21 protein-coding genes are annotated in these 18,080 nt (G+C 54.7%); 12 read left to right on the plus strand and 9 right to left on the minus strand.

The genetic code is table 11. The features are described 5' to 3' along the window. Nucleotide 1 precedes the first annotated feature (1 nt). Nucleotides 2-526: a transcription elongation factor GreA gene (gene greA / locus O146_RS0103655; RefSeq protein ID WP_021352988.1), complete on the minus strand. Its 525-nt coding sequence runs from the start codon at nt 524-526 to the stop codon at nt 2-4. A 144-nt stretch (nt 527-670) separates the two neighbouring features. After that, nucleotides 671-1,117: a DUF4307 domain-containing protein gene (locus O146_RS0103660; RefSeq protein WP_021352989.1), complete on the minus strand. Its 447-nt coding sequence runs from the start codon at nt 1,115-1,117 to the stop codon at nt 671-673. 147 nt (nt 1,118-1,264) lie between these two features. Here O146_RS0103660 and mca point away from each other — a divergent pair, with 147 nt between their 5' ends. From mca to O146_RS0103675, 3 genes are read left to right on the plus strand one after another with little or no spacing between them, the layout of a single operon-like run. Then, entirely contained in the window at nt 1,265-2,131 is an 867-nt protein-coding gene (gene mca / locus O146_RS0103665) for a mycothiol conjugate amidase Mca (protein WP_023019714.1), read from the plus strand. Beyond that, nucleotides 2,131-2,451 carry a hypothetical protein gene (locus O146_RS0103670; RefSeq protein WP_021352991.1) on the plus strand — a complete coding sequence of 107 codons (321 nt, stop codon included), beginning with the start codon at nt 2,131-2,133 and terminating at the stop codon, nt 2,449-2,451. Before mca ends, O146_RS0103670 begins: the two co-directional genes overlap by 1 nt. 2 nt (nt 2,452-2,453) lie before the next feature. Next, the gene (locus O146_RS0103675) at nt 2,454-3,221 is read left to right on the plus strand and encodes an isoprenyl transferase (RefSeq protein WP_021352992.1); all 768 of its coding nucleotides are present in this window, start codon (nt 2,454-2,456) and stop codon (nt 3,219-3,221) included. A 66-nt stretch (nt 3,222-3,287) separates the two neighbouring features. Here the strand turns inward: O146_RS0103675 and coaA are convergent, their stop codons facing one another. Continuing rightward, a complete protein-coding gene (coaA, locus tag O146_RS0103680) occupies nt 3,288-4,202 on the minus strand; it encodes a type I pantothenate kinase (protein WP_035000532.1) in 915 nt (304 codons plus the stop codon). Nucleotides 4,203-4,283: 81 nt separating this feature from the next. Between coaA and glyA the strand changes: the two genes are divergently transcribed. The 4 genes from glyA to O146_RS12135 all read left to right on the plus strand — a co-directional run bounded on the left by glyA (nt 4,284) and on the right by O146_RS12135 (nt 9,669). Next, nucleotides 4,284-5,552 carry a serine hydroxymethyltransferase gene (gene glyA / locus O146_RS0103685; protein WP_027017694.1) on the plus strand — a complete coding sequence of 423 codons (1,269 nt, stop codon included), beginning with the start codon at nt 4,284-4,286 and terminating at the stop codon, nt 5,550-5,552. Between the two features lie 4 nt (nt 5,553-5,556). Continuing rightward, complete coding sequence (locus tag O146_RS10985) at nt 5,557-7,749, plus strand: chorismate-binding protein (RefSeq protein ID WP_035000533.1); 2,193 nt, start codon at nt 5,557-5,559, stop codon at nt 7,747-7,749. A gap of 103 nt (nt 7,750-7,852) precedes the next feature. Then, the gene (locus O146_RS0103695; protein WP_021352996.1) at nt 7,853-8,785 is read left to right on the plus strand and encodes an ABC transporter substrate-binding protein; all 933 of its coding nucleotides are present in this window, start codon (nt 7,853-7,855) and stop codon (nt 8,783-8,785) included. Nucleotides 8,786-8,889: 104 nt separating this feature from the next. After that, on the plus strand, nt 8,890-9,669 hold the full coding sequence (locus O146_RS12135) for an aminotransferase class IV (protein ID WP_021352997.1): 780 nt from the start codon (nt 8,890-8,892) through the stop codon (nt 9,667-9,669). Nucleotides 9,670-9,722: 53 nt separating this feature from the next. Here the strand turns inward: O146_RS12135 and O146_RS0103705 are convergent, their stop codons facing one another. Both O146_RS0103705 and O146_RS0103710 read right to left on the minus strand, forming a co-directional pair. Then, nucleotides 9,723-10,067, minus strand: coding sequence for a DUF5997 family protein (locus O146_RS0103705; protein WP_024272769.1), 345 nt, complete (start codon nt 10,065-10,067; stop codon nt 9,723-9,725). A 248-nt stretch (nt 10,068-10,315) separates the two neighbouring features. After that, on the minus strand, nt 10,316-10,681 hold the full coding sequence (locus O146_RS0103710; RefSeq protein ID WP_021352999.1) for a PH domain-containing protein: 366 nt from the start codon (nt 10,679-10,681) through the stop codon (nt 10,316-10,318). Nucleotides 10,682-10,747: 66 nt separating this feature from the next. Here O146_RS0103710 and O146_RS10995 point away from each other — a divergent pair, with 66 nt between their 5' ends. Together O146_RS10995 and O146_RS0103720 are read left to right on the plus strand one after the other, a co-directional pair. Beyond that, nucleotides 10,748-11,638 (plus strand): LysR family transcriptional regulator, encoded by an 891-nt coding sequence (locus tag O146_RS10995; protein ID WP_035000534.1) that lies wholly within the window; start codon nt 10,748-10,750, stop codon nt 11,636-11,638. Nucleotides 11,639-11,781: 143 nt separating this feature from the next. Next, nucleotides 11,782-12,309 carry a GNAT family N-acetyltransferase gene (locus O146_RS0103720; RefSeq protein WP_021353001.1) on the plus strand — a complete coding sequence of 176 codons (528 nt, stop codon included), beginning with the start codon at nt 11,782-11,784 and terminating at the stop codon, nt 12,307-12,309. Between the two features lie 32 nt (nt 12,310-12,341). On the opposite strand, the gene O146_RS0103725 is transcribed toward O146_RS0103720, so the two are convergent. The 4 genes from O146_RS0103725 to O146_RS0103740 all read right to left on the minus strand — a co-directional run bounded on the left by O146_RS0103725 (nt 12,342) and on the right by O146_RS0103740 (nt 15,842). Further along, complete coding sequence (locus tag O146_RS0103725) at nt 12,342-13,205, minus strand: 5-oxoprolinase subunit C family protein (RefSeq protein WP_027017696.1); 864 nt, start codon at nt 13,203-13,205, stop codon at nt 12,342-12,344. Continuing rightward, a complete protein-coding gene (locus O146_RS0103730) occupies nt 13,199-13,825 on the minus strand; it encodes a 5-oxoprolinase subunit B family protein (protein ID WP_027017697.1) in 627 nt (208 codons plus the stop codon). Before O146_RS0103730 ends, O146_RS0103725 begins: the two co-directional genes overlap by 7 nt. Next, on the minus strand, nt 13,819-14,592 hold the full coding sequence (locus O146_RS0103735) for a 5-oxoprolinase subunit PxpA (protein WP_027017698.1): 774 nt from the start codon (nt 14,590-14,592) through the stop codon (nt 13,819-13,821). The genes O146_RS0103730 and O146_RS0103735 overlap by 7 nt, the downstream gene beginning before the upstream one ends. An 80-nt stretch (nt 14,593-14,672) precedes the next feature. Continuing rightward, on the minus strand, nt 14,673-15,842 hold the full coding sequence (locus O146_RS0103740) for an NRAMP family divalent metal transporter (protein WP_162163368.1): 1,170 nt from the start codon (nt 15,840-15,842) through the stop codon (nt 14,673-14,675). Between O146_RS0103740 and O146_RS12975 the strand changes: the two genes are divergently transcribed. The 3 genes from O146_RS12975 to O146_RS0103750 all read left to right on the plus strand — a co-directional run bounded on the left by O146_RS12975 (nt 15,808) and on the right by O146_RS0103750 (nt 17,980). Further along, nucleotides 15,808-16,107 (plus strand): hypothetical protein, encoded by a 300-nt coding sequence (locus O146_RS12975; RefSeq protein ID WP_162163366.1) that lies wholly within the window; start codon nt 15,808-15,810, stop codon nt 16,105-16,107. The genes O146_RS0103740 and O146_RS12975 overlap by 35 nt on opposite strands. A gap of 93 nt (nt 16,108-16,200) precedes the next feature. Continuing rightward, entirely contained in the window at nt 16,201-16,821 is a 621-nt protein-coding gene (locus tag O146_RS0103745) for a GntR family transcriptional regulator (protein WP_034645279.1), read from the plus strand. 19 nt (nt 16,822-16,840) lie between these two features. Continuing rightward, nucleotides 16,841-17,980 (plus strand): hypothetical protein, encoded by a 1,140-nt coding sequence (locus O146_RS0103750; protein WP_027017701.1) that lies wholly within the window; start codon nt 16,841-16,843, stop codon nt 17,978-17,980. Nucleotides 17,981-18,080: the final 100 nt, after the last annotated feature.

The raw sequence follows: 18,080 nt of genomic DNA on the forward strand, positions 1-18,080 counted from the left end.
CTTAGTTTTTGTCGCGTGGGGTGGCGTACAGTGCGGAGTCGTATGGAGCAGCAGAGTCCACGGTCACCTTAATGACGTTGCCATTAGGTGCGGTGTACTGACGGGTTTCGCCCTCTTCTGCGCCCAGGATGGCTGCACCCAGGGGAGACTGTTCCGAATAGGTTTCTAGGTTCTCGTTGTCGGTTGCGGCAGCGCGGGTGCCGATAAGGAAGGTTTCCTTATTTTCTGGGTCCTCGTTGTAGTGCACGTGGACAACTGAGCCGATGTTGGCTACGCCTTCCTGGACTCCGGTGCGCTCGGTAGTGGAATTAGCAAGAATTTCCGAGATGTGCTTGATGCGGGCTTCTTCCTGGTCCTGCATCTCGCGAGCAGCATCGTAGCCGGCGTTTTCTTTCAAGTCGCCTTCTTCGCGGCGCTCGTTGATCTCGGCAGCGACTACCGGGCGGTGGTCAATAAGCGCCTGCAGCTCCTCTTCCAGTTTTGCCTTGGTTTCTGGCGTGATGTACTGCTTTTTATTTTCAGCCATGTCCGTATGAAGCCTTCCTTAGATTCTTCTGGTCGTTCAAACCCTTCGTGTTTGAACTCGCTGCGATGCGACGATTCTGTCTAGATCTTAACGTATGTGTATATCGTTTTTCGTCCCTAGCCCTTATCAAACAAGACCTAGTAGCTAGCTGTCGAGCTTTAGATGTGCTGGGATGGTTCCAGAACACCCGTAGACCCCGCCTGCAACGGCCTTTTCGTCAGAACGAACAGGGACATCGACGCTAATGCGTTCGGTTCGCTTCTCGCCCGGTGCCATGGGGATCTCTACTCGGCCTACCTCAGCCTTGTCATAATTGAACGCCTGCACAATGCAGTAGACGGGAACGGTGGGATCGTCCCGGGTAATATCAACCCATACCCGCAGCGTATCGTCGTCTGGGTACTCTTGGCTGAGCAATGTGATTTCCGCAGGTGGTGTGTCCGCGTTGAACAAGCGGAACAGGCCCCAAGAGCCAATTGCGAGCATAAGAACTAAGAGCGCAACGAGGATTTTGCCGGTGAGATTATTAGCGGGAGTTTTCCTACTGCCGGAACGGTTGGAACCATAACGTGCGCGCGTGCGAGTGCTCATTCTTCGCATCTTAAGGCAGGCGTAGAAGCCAGTACAATTAGGTAATATAATCAATTTCAGCACAATCGATTCGGGTAACGTCGATTCGAAGAACTTTGAGATGATCCATCAGAATGATGAATCAAGCGAATATGTGAAAGGACCGATGTGAGCTACCGGTTGCTGTCTATCCATGCCCACCCTGATGACGAAGCATCTAAGGGCGCAGCCACCACCGCGATGTATGCGCACAATGGTCACGAAGTTTTGATTCTCACCTGCACTGGCGGTGAGCGTGGCGACATTATTAATCCTGCGATGGATAAGCCCGGGGTCAAAGAAAACATGCAGGCTGTCCGTCACGAAGAAATGGCGCAGTCTGTTCAGGCTCTCGGTGTCCAGCACAAGTGGATGGGTTATATTGATTCCGGTTTACCGCAAGGTGATCCTATGCCACCGCTTCCTGATGGCTGCTTTGCTCGCGAAGACACCATGAAGGTTGCTACCGAACTGGTAGAAATCATCCGGGAGTTTAAGCCACATGTCATCATGACTTACGACGAAAACGGTGGCTACCCACACCCAGACCACTTGAAAGTCCATGAGATCAGCATGATCGCATGGGAGCGCGCGGGTGATCCGGAATTTCTCCCGGAGGTTCCAGCTTGGGAGCCGTTGAAACTCTATTACAGCCATGGCTTTGTCTATCAGCGCATGGAGTTATTCCATAACCGTTTGTTGGAACAAGGTAAGTCTTCTCCATATGAGCCGATGATGCAGCGCTGGTCTCCACACTTGGCGGATATTATGGCTCGTGTTACTACGCAGGTGGAGTGTAGTGACTACTTTGCACACAGGGAAGCGGCATTGCGCGCCCACGCCACGCAGATTGATCCAGCTGGCGCCTTTATGGCCACAGACGTGCAAACCCAACAAGAGCTCTGGCCTACTGAGGAATACGAATTAGCGCGTAGTCGGGTAGAAACACAATTGCCGGAGACCGATTTGTTTGCCGGTTTGGAGGAAGCCAACTAATGCAAACATCACTATCTGCAGCCATTGTCTCGGCATCGGTGGCGCAGGCATCGGAAGCAGCGACCGAGGCGTTTTACTGGGCCCAAAACCAGGTGCACGAAGGACCTATGGGGCCAGAATTCGGGAAAGCTTCACCAATCGGCTTACTGGTTATCGTTGCTTTAGTTGTGGCGATTATGATGTTGGGCTGGTCGTTTCACCGACGACAGTCCAGATTTCGACGTCGTCGTGCATTCGCAGAAGATCACGGTCTTGACCCCTTCGACATCGAGGCCATTGATACTGCAATGCGCGAAGTCGGCGTGCACGATCGGCGGTAGCAATGAAACTGCGGGAATTGGTCTATCCCATTTATGAAGCGCGTATTCGCCGCAGCTTGCAGGGAAAGCCGCAGCCGAAGCACGTCGCAATCATGGCTGACGGCAACCGGCGTTGGGCGCGGGAAGCCGGGTTCACCGACATTAGTCATGGGCACCGACGTGGTGCACACAAGATCGCAGAACTGGTTTCCTGGTGCGCAGAAACCGAAGTAGAAGTAGTTACCTGCTATTTATTGTCGACAGAAAACCTACAGCGAGCCCCGGAAGAACTGAACCTACTTTTTGACATCATTACCGATGTCGTCGTTCAGCTTTCGCAAGGGGAACCGAATTGCCAGGTGCGTTTGGTTGGTCATCTGGACCTGCTTCCGGTTGAGGTGGCACAGCGTATGGAAAATGCCGCGGCGACTACCAGGGACAACACGGGAGTTATCGTCAACGTTGCGGTGGGTTACGGCGGTCGACAAGAAATAGTGGACGCGGTACAAAAGCTTATTCGCGCGGAAGCAAGGAAAGGCTTGGCCGCAGACGAGATTGCCGATGCCGTCACGGCAGATTCTATTTCGCATCACTTGTATACCAAAGGCTTACCGGACCCAGATTTAGTGATCCGAACTTCGGGCGAGCAGCGCTTATCTGGGTTCTTGCTGTGGCAGGCTGCCTATTCGGAAATTTGGTTTACCGATACTTATTGGCCGGCGTTCCGCAAGATTGATTTCCTCCGGGCGTTGCGAGAATTTTCGCAACGCTCACGACGATTTGGCAAATAACCGTTGCATATTCCTTTGCATCTGCCCTGTTCTGCAGGCAAGTTCTCGTTGGGGGAGCCACTAGGATTACAACTTGCGGAGCCGAATTTTTTCCACGAGGTGGTCGTGGTTTTTCCGAAGTACTAGCGAGGCCCGCACGCGCGTTGGCAAGATATTTTCTACCAGGTTGGGTAAGTTAATGGACTGCCAGATCTCGCGGGCTTCGGCGCGGGCTGCGGTTTCTTCCAAATCCGCGAAATGAGCGAAGTGAGCGCCGGGTTCCCGGAATGCAGTGCGTCGAAGCTTCAAGAAACGCTCGATATACCAGTTTTCAATGTCGTCGATATGAGCGTCGACGTAGACGGAAAAATCCACCAGATCCGAAACCATGAGCGTGCGGCCGGTCTGCAAAACGTTCAGGCCTTCGATGATCAAGATGTCTGGTTGCCGAATACGCTGGACCTCACCAGGCAAAATGTCGTAAGCAGTATGGGAATACACCGGTGCATGGGCTTCGGGCGCACCTGATTTTACCTCGGTAACAAACCGCAACAGCGCCCGTTGGTCGTAAGATTCGGGGAAGCCTTTGCGCTTCATTAATCCACGCTTTTTCAACTCTGCCGTGGGCAGTAAAAAACCATCGGTAGGCACGAGATCAACCCGCTGGTGTTTATCCCATTTTTGCAACAGCACCTGCAGCAGACGGGCAGTGGTGGACTTGCCGACGGCTACTGATCCCGCGACCGCGATAATGAATGGCACCTTTTGCGGCGGGTGCCCTAAGAACTGTTGAGCGGCGTCGTTGACTCTGCGGTGAGCTTCGATCTGTAAATGCAGTAGACGAGCCAGTGGTAGGTAGACGTCGGCCACCTCTTCGAGGTCAATATTTTCTCCGATACCGGCGAGCTCGGCAACCTCGTCTTCCGTTAACAACTGCGGGACAGATTTACGCAGGTTGCGCCAGTGTTCTCGGGAAAAATCCAGGTAGGGGCTGGTAGTCATAGTAGGTATTGTCTCATTACCGCTTGGTGTTATTGTTATAAGCATCATAATCGCCACCTGCGTGCAGAAAGGCCCGCTTTGATGTTTGAATCCCCGCTGTCTGAGTTTGACCCAGAGGTAGCTGCTGCCATCGACGGAGAAATCTCCCGTCAACGTGGAACCTTGGAAATGATTGCCTCGGAAAACTTCGTGCCGCGCGCGGTGTTGCAGGCACAAGGTTCGGTACTGACTAACAAATATGCCGAGGGCTATCCCGGCCGCCGCTACTATGGCGGTTGTGAGCACGTCGATGTCATTGAAGACCTCGCTCGGCAGCGTGCCAAGGATCTATTTGGTGCAGAATTTGCCAACGTACAGCCGCACTCGGGTGCACAGGCCAACGCCGCGGTATTGGCTTCACTGATCAAACCAGGTGACAAGATCATGGGCTTGTCTTTGGCACACGGTGGGCACCTGACCCACGGCATGAAGCTAAATTTCTCCGGCAAGCTGTATGAGGTTGCTGCATACGAGGTGGACCCGGAAACCCATCGCATTGATATGGACAAGGTCCGCGAGCAGGCTTTGGCGGAAAAGCCACAGGTGATCATCGCTGGGTGGTCGGCGTATTCGCGTCGTTTGGATTTCGAAGCCTTCCGTTCCATCGCTGATGAGGTTGGCGCTTATCTGTGGACTGATATGGCGCACTTCGCTGGTCTGGTGGCTGCTGATCTGTACCCATCACCAGTTCCACACTCCGATATTGTTTCTTCCACCGTGCATAAGACCTTGGGCGGTCCGCGTTCCGGCCTGATTCTGGCGAAACAGGACTACGCTAAGCAGATCAACTCGGCAGTCTTCCCAGGCCAGCAGGGTGGTCCGTTGATGCACGCGGTGGCGGCGAAGGCTGTGTCGTTCAAAGTGGCTGCCACTGAGGAATTCCGGGAGCGTCAGCAGCGCACCATCGACGGTGCACGCATCTTGGCAGAGCGCCTGACTGCACAGGATTGCCAGGAATCTGGTATCTCCGTGCTCACCGGCGGCACCGATACCCACTTGGTTTTGGCAGATCTGCGGAACTCAGAACTAGACGGCCAGCAGGCAGAGGACCGCTTGCACGAGGTTGGTATTACTGTTAACCGTAATGCGGTGCCGAATGATCCGCGTCCACCAATGGTGACCTCCGGGTTGCGCATCGGTGCTTCGGCATTGGCTACTCGAGGTTTCGACGAGAAGGCGTTCGAGGAAACGGCTGATGTGATTGCGCAGGCATTGCTGGGCAAAGACGTTGCACAGCTGCGTGGCCGCGTTGAGAAGCTCACCCAGGACTTCCCACTGTATGAGGGCCTGGAAGACTGGAAGCTGGTTTAGGTAATTGAAAGTAGTCCTGGTTGATAACCACGACTCGTTTACCAATAACCTGGCTAGCTATGTGCGCATGGCTGGCCAGGAGGTTGTCGTTGTCGCCAATGACGCTGATCTTGGTGGAGTAGATTTCGCCACTTTTATGCGTCAGGGTGGCTTTGGTGCGGTGATTATTTCGCCGGGGCCAGGAACGCCGGAGAACCCGTCTGATTTGGGGCATTCGGCGGCCGCGTTGCACGTTGGGCTGCCGGTGCTGGGGGTTTGTTTAGGCCAACAAGCTATGGCCTGGGCAGAAGGTGGCTCTGTGGTGCGTGCGCCCGAACCGTTTCACGGGCGTCGGAGTCAGATTACGCACGACGGGGTCGGGTTGTTTTCCGGTATTAACCAGGATTATCAGGCGGTGCGTTATCACTCGCTCGTGGTTGCTGATGACGCCAACAATCCTGTACCGGAATGTTTTCGTGTCACCGCTCGCACCGCGGATGCGGATAACTTGGTGATGGGCTTAGCGCATAAGCATAAACCGTGGTGGGGTGTGCAGTTTCACCCAGAATCCATAGCCGATGCGCAGGGCATGGGAATTGTGCGCAATTTTTTGCAGATTGCCGCAGAAGATAGGGCCTCTGCTGATAGTGCCAGCCGTGATGATGCTAGTCGCGATAATGAATCAGATTCAGCGCGTGCAGAAATTGCCGGACTGGAGATTTCCGAATCGACACTTGCCGAGCCCCATAGTGACGAGTCGAATACAACGGACACCCAGCCGTGGTTGATTTCCCGAGCTTTTCCGGCAGGAGCGCTGGCCACCGACCCGATGCGTGCTTATGAGCATTTGCGTGGGCAGCGTTGGTGGATCGAAGACGGCTCCGGAGCAATCTGTATGGGGGATGATTCCGGGCCACTGGCCAGGCACATCAAAGCGTCGGTAGTGCGCGGAGAAGTGGAGGTTTCTCATGCAGGCACTGGTTGGCGCACTGAAAGCTCTGAGGTACTCGAAGAATCTGTCTTTGACGCTATTGAGCGCTTGCTGCAGCACTATTCCGCGGTGCAACCACCGGTGCCTGGGTGCGAATTTGGCTTGGGGCTAGTGGGTTATTTGGGATACGAGCTCAAGGCGGATTGCGGCTATTCTGCTCCCCATGCGCGCGAGGATTTTTGGGATGCGCAGCTGTTGTTGGCGGATCGGGCGCTCATTCTTGTCGACGGCCAGTGCCATGTGGTGGCGCTGTGTGAGAATGCAGAAACGGCTGTTGTGCAACAGGCGTGGGTGGATGCCATGGTCGCAGGATTACAAGAAGCTCAGGAGTTCGAGACTGCAGACGCTGGCGTCTCTGTTGCTTGGCCCAAGCACTCCAAGACTACTGAGGAGGAAGGCGCACCACAAAGCGTCGCGCAGCAACTACATTCGCGTGCGGAATACCTAGATTTGATTGCGCAGTCCCAGGAACTCATTGCAGCCGGTGAGTCTTATGAAATTTGTTTGACTAACCGGCTGACTATGCCAGCTGCCGGGCATCACGCAAAAGATGCGTTCGCGTATTTGCGGAACAACCATGCGTCGGCGCGAGCAGGGCTGCTGGAATTTACTGATTTCGGGTTGGCGTCGACAAGCCCGGAGTGTTTCGTGCGCATCGCAGGTGGTGTGGTTACCAGCAAACCGATTAAAGGGACCCGCCCGCGGGGCGCTAGCGATAGTGAAGATATGGCGTTGCGTGAAGGCCTCCAGACAGCTGAAAAAGACCGCGCGGAAAATCTGATGATTGTGGATCTGGTGCGCCACGATATGAATACCGTTGCGGTGCCCGGCAGCGTGGAGGTGCCGAAATTGTGGGATGTGGAATCATTTCCGAGCGTGCATCAGCTTGTCAGCACAGTGTCTGCCCGGTTGGGAGAGGTCAGTCCAGTTGCAGCCGTGCGTGCTCTGTTTCCCGCGGGTTCGATGACTGGCGCGCCGAAAAAACGCACGCTCGACATCATTGACCGGCTGGAAGGCAGCCACCGCGGTGCATATTCCGGTGCTTTTGGTTATTTTTCATTTCATGGGGCAGTGGATTTGTCCATGACAATTCGCACCCTGATTTTTGAGGGCAGACAGGTGACTTATGGCGTGGGCGGAGCGATCGTGTCCTTGTCTGACCCGGAGGACGAATATACCGAGACCCAAGTGAAGGCCCGGCCGTTGTTTGGGTGGCTATTCACGTAGCCAATTCAGGTTAGGCTGTGTTAATGTAGGTGAGTTTTGTTGGCTGCACCACGCTAATTGGCAGATTTCCTGCGCGCTACGGTGCTTGAACTAGGAGAAACTCGTGAGATTTTTGCGTATTCGACAAGCCTGTGCGGCACTGGCTGGCGTTGGAATGCTTGCCGCACTGACAGCATGTGGTACTGAGCAACCTGATCCTGAAAACAACGCAGCGGATGCTGGCAGCGAGGAACGCGTGGTTGTCCTGAATACGGGACAACTGGAAAACGCCCTGCAGCTCGGAGTGGTTCCGGTAGGTGTCGCCGTCGCTAAGAATGCAGAGGCGATCCCGGAATTTGTGCACGAAGAATATGGTGACGAGGTTGACCTTGACGGAATCGAAGTCGTTGGTGAACGCGCGAATCCGGATATTGAAGCCATCGCAGCACTGAAGCCAACGCATATCTTCGCTAACGAGCGCACGGATTCCGAGATTGTGAAAAAACTAGAGCAACTCGCACCCGTGACATTGGGCAAAGGCGGCGGTGAAAACTGGAAAGGCGATTTTAAGTTACTTGCCTACGCGCTCGATAAAACCGAAGAATACGACAAGTTTATGAAGAACTACGAGAAGCGTGCAGATGCATTGGATGCTGCAATCGACGATGGCGTCGGCACGATTTCTCTGTTACGCCCGAAAAATGATTCCTTCAATATTTTCGGTGTCGAATCCATGGCAGGAATTGTCGCTGCAGATGCCGGATTGCAGCGGCCGGATAGCCAGCAATTCACGGATAAATCCAGTCACGATATTTCTGCGGAGGAACTTGGGCTTGCTGACGCTGATTGGATTTTCTACGGCGTAGTACCCGGAAGCCCAAACCCCACCGAAACCTCCCTGTGGGGCAGCCTGGGCGCGGTACACAAAGACCAGGTTGTTGAAGTGGACAATGATGGCTGGTACCTGAATGCCTCGTGGCTGTCGGCAACGCTGATTCAAGACGGCCTGGCCGAGCATCTTGCTGACGGCACGCAGCTGCCTGAACGCGCTTCGTAAAACGTCGGGGCTTAGCAGTTCTGCTGAGTGCGTAGGCGAGACGGTGATGAGGGCTGAGATGGAGAAGAGCCCGAGATGGAGACTCTGGCATAATCGGGCAGGCGATGAAAATCCTGGATTCTTACCTCATTAAAGACGGCCGCGTGGTTGGCCGTGAAGCTCACGAACACCGTTTTAGCCTTGGCGCGCGCGAGGCAGGACTGGACCAGTGGGATATCGAAGCCTTCTTGTTGCGGGTACGCGATGAACTGCCGGATGATGGCACATATTTCCCGAAAATAGAAGTTGGTGCAAACGGTGCCCTTCGATGGCAATTGCGGCACCCACCCGCATTACGCAGCACCACGGAGCTGTATATCCCAACTGAACAGGACCAGCGCGTATACCCGCGTGTAAAAGGCCCTGATTACGGCTATCTGCAGCAGTTGCGTGAGCAAGCTCGTACCGTGGGGGCCGATGACGCGCTGTTGCACCGCAACGGGAAAGTATTGGAAGCAGCGAATGCCGCGATCATGTTTTTTCCGGGCTGGAAGCAGGAGACTGACAGTGCAGCGGGGGCGGCAGGTCTAACGCCAGATAACGGTGCACCATCAGATCCGAGTGCAGTGCCGGACAAAATTGCACTGTTGCCACCGGAACAAGCGCAAGTTTTAGCATCGGTGACTGCACACAGCAGTGTGAGCGCCTTGCACAATGCCGGGTGGCAAGTCCACCGCGGGGTGTTGAGTCTGGCAGAAGCCTTGGAAACGCCAGCGTGGGTGGGAAGTTCATTGCATGGCTGGACTCGGCTGACCGCGTGGCGCACTGATGCCGGGCGTCGGCAAGCGGTTGCCGCGCCAGACCCGACATCGATTAATCGCGCGTTATGGGAGCACGCTAGCTAGCCGACAACGGTGCCGCTGGATCCGGGCTGGAAAGCTAATTGGATGCTGGAAAGCTAATTGGAATCAGCGTTGCCGGGCTTTGTGTTTTCCTTGCGGGATTCCGCCAGTTGAGTACGGGCTTTGGACAACCACTCTGGCTGGTTTTGCAGGAGCTGTTTGATCTCGGCAGTGGTCAGAGCTTTATCCAAGTGGGTTTTTACCGCGTTGACGGAGACACCAAGTTTCCGGGCCACCTCAGCGCGTGGATGTGGGCCCTCCAAGCGCAATTGCTGCAGCCACTCTGGCGGTTCGTGTTGCAATGAGCGCAGCTGCGCATGGCTAATGCCACCGTTTTGAAACTCCGGAGGGCAGGCAGGCAGGTGGATGCCGAGTTTCTTTGCTGCCGTTTGCGGCTTCATAGCCGTACTGGACGGGGATGCTGCGTCGGCACCGCGAATCGTGGTATCAGCGGTGCCGGTCTGGTTAGTGCTCTCGTGGTTGTTGTGATCAGCGCTGATCTGATCGGCGTTAGCGGTAGAGTTATTGCTTTCGTTCACACCTGCACACTACAACACGGCACGCACATCAACCCAGCAGCCATGACGGCCGCCTAGCTAACACGCCTCAGCAGCCATGAAGCTGAGCAGCTGCAATGAAGCCGAAGCTATTAACCCAACACGCAGTCGCCGATGAGCTTATCGATCGCCCGGACATCCAGTTTGCGGCCAATCTTGATCTTTATGTGGCCCGCGCGGGTCCAGAGTTCAATTTCCGCGTTGAAGTCCAGCGTCCCAGCGTTTTCCGTGGACCACATATTGATCGCGGAGTACGGCAGAGAATACATCTCCACTTTCTTGCCGCGAAGGCCTTGTGAATCCCGGACAATCAGCCGCTTATTGGTAAAAACCGCACTGTCGCGGAAAGTCTTGAACGCAACGTGTGCTTGTTCGCCGCTGGTCAGGAGTGGATAGACATCGTCTGGGATCGGGGTTTCTTCAAACAGTGTCCATTCGGCAATCGCTTTGAATTCCACGGGAGTCCTTCCTTTAAGGTGTTCTAAGTTCTCTTATTATATTCCAGCCGCGGTAGCATGGCCGTCATGTTGCACCTCGTATTCGCTACCGGAACCGAACCCGGCAAATGGTTCCAGCGATTTCAACGTGATACCCCGCATGGGCTCAAAGCAGTGGCGGCGGATGATCCTTTCGCAATGCTTGCCGACGGTGCGAACGCCGACAGCGTAGCGCATGGCGATGCCAGTGCAGCTGATCGCTGCGAGGTAGCGCTGATGCGGTTACCTGATTCACGCATCGATGAAGCCATAATCGGCCGAGAGTTTCACGTCGTCAAGCTTTATACCGAGCAATGCGGGATCGCGGTACCGAAAGACAGCGTGTTCGCAGAAGTTGGTGAGCCCGTCGGCTCGCGAGACATCGAAGGCGAGATCATCAATTTTGTGGCAGAAAAACTTGGTCCGATTGATGTAGACAAACTTCGTGAGTCTTTGCAAGTGGTTGCAGCCAATGTTGGGGTGACGATAGGGCCACTGCCGCTTTTGAAGATGCTGTCGAAAAATCAGATCCGTGTGCTGCCGTACAACGGCGAGCATGTAGGCGGTGCAAAATCAACAGGGGGGTCAGACACAGAACCAACAGACGGGCGCTCAGGAAGCCAACGTGCCGTGGCACAGACTGAGATCGCTTTGGTATGGAAAGTAGCTGCAGATGGGGATGCCATCCAAGATTTCGTCGGAATTGCGAAAGGGCGTAAAGCAGGGTCGACGCGGCATAGGGCGCTAAAAGAGACGCGGCAAAAGAAAAGGCCCGGGGCAGGTGTTGGGAGAAATACTGGGAACAACAGCGTAAAAGGTGTTGGGAAAAACTCTGGGAGCGGTGCCGGGAAAAGTGGCAGCGGCAAGAAAAAATCTGGAAAGGCAACGCGGGCACGTGGGCAAGCGCCGGGTGGACTGCGCAAGAAGAAACGTCGCTGATGCTGGGGTGTAAACTGGGGAGCCTGACGAAGGACAAATGTACTTCACGCATTGCTGCGAGTCGTACCAAAACTTTCCGGTGAACTCGACACCATAAGCTCGAAAACATTGAACTCGACATAGTCACGGGAGGACCAACAGCAATGTCTGACGACTTCAACCTGCGCCCCATCCGGCCGGATGATTACCCACAGGTTCGCGAAATTTATGAACTCGGTTTAGAGACCGGCCACGCAACGTATGAGACGGAAGCGCCAACCTGGGAGCAATTCACCCGCCTGAAAGTCATGGAAACAGTGTTTGTGGCTGTAGAAGAGGGCAATGATTCCAAGATTTTGGGATGGGTCTCTGGTGCACCTGCCAGCCACCGACCGGCGTTTCACGGCGTGTTGGAGGATTCAATCTACTTGCACCCGGACGCGCAGGGTCGTGGCGTTTCCGGAGCGCTGTTGGATAAGTTGATTGAGGTGGCAGAAGAGCTGCACAAGTGGGCCATCCATGCATGGATTTTCCCAGAGAATGAAGGCTCGGCAAAACTGCATGAATCCCGTGGCTATGAGAAGGTCGGCACGTTTAGCCATATGGCGAAAATGACTTACGGCGAGCGCGCCGGGGAATGGCGCGATACCGATGTTTGGGAAAAGCTGCTGAAAAAACCAGACGAGAAGTAGCTTTTGGTCCGCCAGCGGCCTAGCGCTGAGCGCTAGTTTGTGCAATTTGCGGCCCGGAACGTCACTATAGTGCCGGGGCTTAGCTGCGCCATCTTATCGACGGATTCGCTGGTCAGTACACCAATGACAGGGTAGCCGCCGGTAATCGGGTGATCAGCACCGAAGGCCACGGGGTGCCCGCTGGGAGGTATTTGCAGCGCACCGCGCATTGCGCCTTCGGATGCTAGCTCACCGTCATAGGCTCGTTGCAACGGGCGGCTGGCTATCAGATTGACGCCGATGCGGTCCGAATCGGATGAAATTTGAAACGTTTGGTTAAACAGCTCTGCGGTCTCCGCGAACCAATCTTGGCGTGGTCCGAGAACAATGTCGAGAACCTCATGTGATTTCGGAACGAATTGTGTAGGCAGGTGCTTGATGCGTGGTAATTCCACGGTTGGGTTTTTCGCATTCGTCGGCAAACTAGTCCCGGATGTGATCGGATCCGGGCCGATACCGGAAAGCATGTCAGTGGCGACTGAACCAAGCACTGGCTCGACCGCGAAGCCACCGGAAATACCCAGGTAAGCGCGCAACCCTGTGCCGATTTCCAAGCGGACTGTTTGGCCTTTTTGAATATCGAGTACCGTGTTGGTGCGCATACGTCGCTTATCGACGAATACGTCCGCATCGGTACCAGTAAAAACGATGCGTACCGGCTTTTCAGCGACCACCTCAAAACCTCCGAAAAGGATCTCGATAACGGCCGAGTTTTCGTCATTTCCGAGCATGCGATTTGCACGACGGGCAGCACCGCGATCAAACGCGCCGGAGGGGCTCACACCGAGGCCGGAATAACCTGCGCGCCCGAGATCCTGAAAAGTTGCCTGTGGTCCGGTTTCTAACACCTTTAACATGTTTTCTCCTGGAATCGCACGGTATCGCCGGGTTGGAGTAAAGCTGGCTGGTCGCGGTCTATATCCCACATACGCGTTTCTGTGGTGCCAATCAACTGCCAGCCGCCGGGCGAGCTTTGGGGATAAACTGCGGAAAAACCTCCGGCCAAGCCCACAGAACCAGCAGGAATAGAGGTGCGTGGTTGGCTACGGCGGGAAATATTGGCGAACACCTTTGCGTGTGGGTTCGTGAGGTCAGGGCGCAAGTACAAAAAGCCTGGCGCGAATCCAGCGAATGCGGCCGTCCAGGTCGTCTCAGTATGTGCAGTGACGAGTTCTTCGGTGCTGACACCGAGTTCGTCGGCAAGCTCGTCCAGGTCATCCCCGTTATAGGAGACCTCAATGATGTGTGCATTGCCGCTACTGTGTGCCCCGGCCTGTGCGTCCAGTTCCGGCAGAGTTATCTGGCTGGGGTTGCGATCGAATGTGATCAGCAGGGTTTGTGCGGCTGGAACGAGATCGATGATGGATTCGAGGCCTGCGCGCTGCAGTTGTGACTGGTAGGCCAGTACCTGGCCCAATGGGTCCTTGTGGTCGCTGAAGTCGATTAACAGACCTCGGTCGCCGTATGGAATTAACATATAGCGATGCCCTCCTGTTTAAGTGCGGTGATGATTGTTTGCACCATTTCCAGGGCTTTGTGGCTATCGCCGTGGACACAAATAGACTGGCCAGAAACTTCAACTGGTGTGCCATTAACGGAGGCGAATGGCTGCCCGGTGGCAATCGCCAGGGCTTGCTTGACGACGGTGTCGACGTCGTCATGCACTGCACCCGGTTGTTTCCTGGGGACCAGCCGGCCTTCGTCGGTGTAGGTGCGATCGGCGAAGGTTTCTTCGATGACCTCGAGCCCGGCCGCACGAGCTTCACCGACGACGGGGGTGCCGGACAGGGCCATGAGTTTGAGCTGTGGGTCGACGGCCAGTATTCCGCCGATGACTGCTTCTGCCTGGTAGTTATCGGTGGCCATGCGGTTATATAACGCCCCGTGTGGCTTGACATAGCTGACTTCCGCGCCAACCACGGAGGCGGCAGCCTTGATTGCTCCGAGCTGATAGATGGTTTCAGCGAGTAGTTCTTCGGCGTCGTAGTCTATGAAACGGCGGCCGAAGCCGGGCAGGTCGCGGTAGCCGATGTGAGCGCCGATGCGAACATCACGCTCGTGTGCTGCTTTGACGGTATCGAGCAATACCTTTGGGTCGCCAGCATGGAACCCGCAGGCGATATTGGCGGAACTGACCAGGTCCAGTACGGCATTGTCGTTGCCCATGGTCCAGTTGCCGAAGCTTTCGCCGAGGTCGCTGTTGAGGTCGATGTGCAGGGCCGAGGTTTCGGATGCGGTACTCATCGTGGTTGTCTCTCCTGACACAGGGATGGGGTGGTTATATGCGGTTCTGCATTGTGTGGTTTTGACGAGTTAGTTGTCGTTTAGAACACGAAGTCCCAGACTCCGCTGAATGAGCGGATGGCCAAAAACCAGGCAATGATTACGCCAATCATGCCCAGGACGATGAGCCAGCGTGGGTATTGGTAACCAAAGAGCAGGTCTTTCTGCCGGAATATGGCGACGTAAATAATCATCGTGAAGCCGACGGGCAGGACTAATCCATTGAAAGCACCGGCGAATACCAGCAAAGCAGCAGGTGCAGAGCCGAGGAAAGCGAAAGTAGTAGCGGAGGCGACAACAAAGATGATGGTGACGATGTTTTGTGCTTTGCGGAGCTTATCCTTCTTCGGGATGATGAACGTCGCCGAGGTATAGGAAGCTCCGATCACCGAAGACAGTGCAGCGGCGAACAAGACTGCACCGAATGCACGCATACCGAAATCACCTGCGGCGGCTTGGAAAGCTTCTGCAGCTGGGTTGTCATCGACGTTCAAAACGATTCCACCAGCAATGACGCCGAGGATTGCGAGGAAAAGGACGAAGCGCATAACGCCGGTCAGCACAATGGCGGTAACAGAAGCGCGGGTTACAGCCTTGACGTTTTCTGGCCCGGTGGTGCCGGAGTCAAGCATGCGGTGTGCGCCAGCGTAGGTGATATAGCCACCGACGGTGCCGCCGACCAGCGTAGTGACAACCACCCAGTCTACGGTTTCTGGCCATACGGTTTGGGTGAGAGCTTCACCTACCGGTGGTTGGGAGACAAACGCAACGTAGATCGTCAGCGCGAACATTACGATGCCCAGGACCACAAGGATCTTATCCAGGGCCGCACCAAGGCGTTGGAAGAGGAAGACGATAATGGCCAGTCCAGCGGTGATGAGACCACCTAACTTTGCGTCGATCCCTAACAGGGCGTTTAGTCCAAGGCCACCGCCGGCAATATTGCCGATATTGAAAACAAATCCACCGATGCCAATCAACGCAGTAAGTAAGTAGCCCAGGCCAGGAAATACCACGTTGCCAAGTTCTTGGGCGCGTAGTCCCGAAACACCGATGACGCGCCAGACATTCATTTGGACCGCGATATCGATAATGATTGACACCAGAATCGCAAAACCAAAAGCCGCAGCTAGCTGGTTAGTAAATACCGCAGTTTGCGTCAGGAATCCAGGGCCGATGGCAGAAGTAGCCATCAGGAAGATCGCACCCATTAGGATGCTGCGTGTTGAGGCAGTTGCTGTCGCTTGTTTTAGATTGGGCTGTTGTGGAGTGCTGTTTGGCTGGGGGCTGGAGGCCGAAGTACCAGCATTGCTTGATGAAGACATTTCCAGGTCCTTGCTCTTAGAGGGCTGTGGGATGTTACAGGGCTATATAAGGGTGACTTTCGTGAAAGCGAGATTATTTGCTGCTGACTTCCCAGCAGTTGCTGGGAAGTGGCATGGAACCAATATCGTGGTGATTGTTGAACAACGATAGCATAACTGTGGGTTAACTCACGGAAAAATCCGCAGGGGGCACATGCGTCATGAAAAATTGCTAATGACAGTAAAGACGATAAAATTACTGTGTATGATCGCTGATTCTTTGGCCCGCGAGATCACGCAGCGCATCACGCGCGGAGACCTCCGCCCGGGTCAACGCTTGCCTGAAACTCGCCTTGCCCGGCAACTCGATTGCTCACGAAACTCATTGCGTGAGGCCTTTCGTTTTTTGGTTAACGATGGGCTCGTTACACACATTCCTAATCGTGGGGTCTTTGTACGCACCCTGACGGCCGAGGCGATCAGCGAAATCTATACGTATCGTCGCATCGTCGAGTGCGCAGCCGTGGCAGAATCTGATTTAGACAGCATTGATTTGTCGCACCTCGACACAATTATTACCGAGGCGCGCCGGGCTGCAGAACATGATGATTGGCATGTCGTCGGCAGTCTCAATGCCCAGGTGCACCTCGAATTCGTGGCGCTTGCTGGAGTAGACCGGCTGGTGGAAGACATTCGCCCGGTCATTGCCCAAGCGCGCATTGCCTTTTTGTCGCTTGCGCAGCGTGATATCCATGAACCGTTTATCTCGCAGAATGCGGAAATCATTGATTTATTGCGGGAAAAACGACGTGACGACGCCGTCGTGGCTTTGCGGAAGTTGCTGGATATTGCACAACAACATGTACTGGACCGCCTAGATTCCTAGTTGCCGTTAGACTAGCACCATGATGTTCCGACGCTATCGCCAAAACCGCCTGTTGCGGCAGCCAGATCCGTCGTTTCCGAGCCTAAGTCGGAAAACTGCGGATCAGCTTCGTTCCTCGCTGCGTCGCCAGCTGGCAGCTGAAGGTGCGTCGATTCGTTTTGACGGCATGTCGGCGACTATTGAACACCCGAGACGAGGCCGCATGTCGGTGCGCCTAGATGATTTAGTGCGCCAAGTAGCAAGCTCGCAGCATCCGAAAGCGATTCCGAACCTGGCAGCGTCATTTATGTCAAGTCTTGACGACGATACCTATATGGAACAGTTGGATACCGCATCGATTTATTCGCGGTTGCGTTTACGCCTAGTTTCGACGCGTGATCTCAGCGCGGAAGAACAAAAAATTATTGATTCGGCGACGCTTTTCAGTTTCACACAGGATACCTCCGCCACGATTGCTGTGGATACGGCCTCTTCTATACAGACAATTGCTTTGGAAAAGCTGTCTGAAATTGATGATATTGATGCTTTAGAGCGTGCTGCGCGGACGAATTTGCGCGAAGAATTGCGCACTACTGATATCGACGTGCAATATCATAATGGTCCCGCCGAATCACCAGGGGCTTCAGCATGGACTTTTGAATCGAGCTCCCACTATCTCGGTTCGGCCCCGTTGCTGCTAGAGGAATTTATCGACATGTGGGCACCGGAAATTGACACCAGTAATGGCTTGCTATTTTCTATGCCGACTCGACATTTGCTGTTGGTACGTGCGGTGACTGAAGGCACTGACCTGTTGGAAGGTATCTCGCGGATGGCTCCGGTGGCTGCGCAGATTGCCGATAGTGCGGAGTCAACAGTTTCACCACTAGTGCACGTATATGACGATGGCGAGATCACTACGATTTCTAATTGGACGCCAGGTAGCCAACAAATTGAAATCGCACCAAACGCACATATCATGAATCAGCTGATCAAAGGAGGCTTTGATCCACAGGCTGCGATTGAATCTGGTGGGGGTATTTGGGAATCTGGCGAATTGCCGCCGTTGCCGGACGATTTTGAATTGCCTGATACACCAGCTGATATAGATAATGTTGGTGACGGTGAAGACGAAAACGGTCACGGTCCCGGGGATCAGTACCCGCGTCGGGACACTTAGCGACCGGCTGCGAATTACTACCAACGGCGCGAAAATACCATGTGGCCTAAGAGAATTAACCCGAAACCTAGGTTTATGCCTGCCCGCGGTAAGAAAAATT

This window comes from Corynebacterium pseudodiphtheriticum DSM 44287 (genome assembly GCF_000688415.1).
GTDB classification, from domain to species: Bacteria; Actinomycetota; Actinomycetes; order Mycobacteriales; family Mycobacteriaceae; genus Corynebacterium; species Corynebacterium pseudodiphtheriticum.